Raw genomic sequence first — 2,688 nt, forward strand, 5'->3', positions numbered from 1 at the left:
GCATCATAAGGTATTTCATTCGTTTTTTTAAGAAATCATTCAATATTCTGCACGTCTATGATTTTTTAAAAATACGTATTATGAAATTGACTCAATTACTTAAAATTATGTTTATGTTGGGAGCGAGGTATTTTATCGGTGAGTGTATACAAACCATGTAATGCTTGCTGTTAATAATGCTGACGAAATCAAAGCTGTAAGAACACTATATGTTTGCCAAATAAGTATCGTTGACCAATCGAAAGCACAGCACAGTATACCCAGGGCAATTGTAGCGATCAGGAAAATAACTGTTACGATTATTCTCTTTTTTGTCATTGGCTGCTGCTCATTCGTTTTCCTTCTGCGTAATCCTAAGAGAAATAGCAGAACGGCCAATAGGCAAAGAATAATAGTGATAGACGACAAAATGATATCCAAAAGCTGTGTGCCGCTTATTTCATATGACTGAGTTAGATTGCCGTCTAATATATCTTTAACTTTTAGTACCAGGTTTATATTGGTATTTGCACCGTTGCTCAGCAAGCAGATGGCTGTTCGTTCATTTAGCAGTATGGCTACTTCGGTTCTGAAATTTGGATTGCCCCCAGTGTGTCCTATAATCGTTTGGTCGGCGTTTACCGACCAACCTGCCGCATAATACATATCGTTGACAGCCGAAACAGACATATCACCCCTATGTGATTTTTCGATAACCGTGTGGAATATTTCGGGTATGTCCTGCACAATACCCATCTGTATGCCCATCCAACGCGCCATATCTTTTGTATTAGAAATGATGTAGCCTGCGGGTTTATTCCCAGCATAATCCGGAGCTTTAAATGGAGTTGTCATAAAAAAGGAAGAACGGTAGCCCTGTGCCAACTGTCCAGTGGCTTGAGCATCTTCTTTATAAACATACGTCTGGTGAAGACCTAACGGCTGAAATACCTGTTCCCTCATAAAGTCTTCATAGCTTTGTCGCGACACAATCTCAATAACCAAACCCAATACGTCATAATTAACAGTTCCATAGTTATACTGTTCACCGGGAGGGAACTCCAATTCAGCATCTACGAGCATTTCCACAGTCTTTTGCAACATATTCGGTGTATTGCCTTGTGGAATATTTTGAGTATGCCTAATATTTGTTAGACCACTGGTATGATGAAGAAAGTTATTTAGTGTAAGGCTTTGCATATCAACAGGTTTCCCTTGATACTTTAACGTAAACCAAGGTAAATATTTTTGGACAGGGTCAGTCATTGAGAGCAGCCCTTGCTCTTCCAACAGCATAATACCCATACCGGTAAAAGCTTTACTGACCGAGGCTAACTCATAGAGTGTATTTTCACTTGCAGACAACCCCTTTTCACGGTCAGCATACCCTGAAGAAAAGTAGAACACTTCATCATCAGCAAGTATTGAGATTGACATTCCCGGCACACCTGATATACGAGAGGCATCATCTAGCAACGCTTGTATTGCCGCAGATTTCGAATCTGACAGAGCATAACTTTGTGTTGTGAATCCTGAGAATAATATAAATATCGTTAATACAAAAACAATCTTTTTCATAAACTCTCCTTTTTGAAAAATTATAAGAGAATAATATAAATAACCTACTTTTACTAAACTAAATTATAATTTATCTTTCTATTCATCTATATAATATCAAGTAATCGTGAAGAGTTACACTTAACGATCAGATGCGTTAGTTCAATAAGAAAAACGATCTTCAACAATCGGGCGCAATACTTTAAAAAGATTTGAATGAATGAGAGGTTACGATTAATGCGAAATAGAGGTTCGGTAGTTATAGTAGAAAATGATAAGGTAGGATTAATTCGTAGAATTAGAGATGGCATTGTCTATTATGGAATGGCAACAGAATTGGACAGCTTTTTTAAGGGGAATAAATAGCTCTTTTCAAGTATAAGGGGCGTATAAGTAGCTTGACAAGGAGCCTCTATGGGCATGATTCTTTGCGCCAAAAAGCCAGCTAAATAGGGCTTGCTTCGCCAAACGAGGCTATCATGCCCACCTCTCCGTATCAAGCTCTTCTTCGTTGCAATGATTGGTAATTGCCCCTTACCCCCTATTAAATTTGTCCGAATAAGTATAGCCTATCCAATTATGTTTTTCCTGGTGGTGGAATAGAAAAAGGGGAAACGCCAGAAGACGCAGCAAAAAGAGAAGCATTTGAAGAATTGGGAGTAGAAGTAAAGGTCAATGAGTGTATAGCAAAAATTGAATATAACGGAACCCAATACTTTTTCTTATCCGAAATCATTAATGGAACATTCGGAACTGGACAAGGTGAGGAATACACAAACAAGGAGAGATATAGAGGAAAATATTTGCCTATGTGGATAGATATAAAAAGGTTATCGTCTATTGATGTTAAACCGAGAGAAGTTGCTTTAATAGTTCAAACCTTATCAAGTAACGAGGGATTTAGGTGAATAAAGTTCTTCAACAATCGGGCGCGTTTATTTAGGAACGCGTGCGTCTTTTTCTTTTAAAGGGCCATTTAATTGAATAAAATACAAGAATTAAATTGGACGTGGAGATTGTGAAGAAAAGTACTTAAACTAACGGAGCAGCGCGACATGTTTTGTTATAAGCACTAATGTGTGAAAATACAAGGGATTTCTTCGGAAATCCTAACTTTATAACCGAGGATAGGAATGATAAAACCACGTATTT

General features: G+C 37.7%; 2 protein-coding genes. One reads left to right on the forward strand and one right to left on the reverse strand.

Going from position 1 to position 2,688, the window contains the following annotated elements; all coding sequences use genetic code 11:
* Positions 1-132: 132 nt before the first annotated feature.
* Positions 133-1,557 carry a serine hydrolase domain-containing protein gene (locus tag ACQKII_RS24585; RefSeq protein ID WP_427463052.1) on the reverse strand — a complete coding sequence of 475 codons (1,425 nt, stop codon included), beginning with the start codon at positions 1,555-1,557 and terminating at the stop codon, positions 133-135.
* 527 nt (positions 1,558-2,084) lie between these two features.
* On the opposite strand from ACQKII_RS24585, the gene ACQKII_RS24590 reads away from it, so the two are divergent.
* Positions 2,085-2,444 (forward strand): NUDIX hydrolase, encoded by a 360-nt coding sequence (locus ACQKII_RS24590; RefSeq protein WP_427463053.1) that lies wholly within the window; start codon positions 2,085-2,087, stop codon positions 2,442-2,444.
* Positions 2,445-2,688 lie beyond the last annotated feature (244 nt).

The sequence above is a fragment of the Lysinibacillus sp. NPDC048646 genome, from assembly GCF_050272295.1.
Classification (GTDB): Bacteria; Bacillota; Bacilli; order Bacillales_A; family Planococcaceae; genus Lysinibacillus.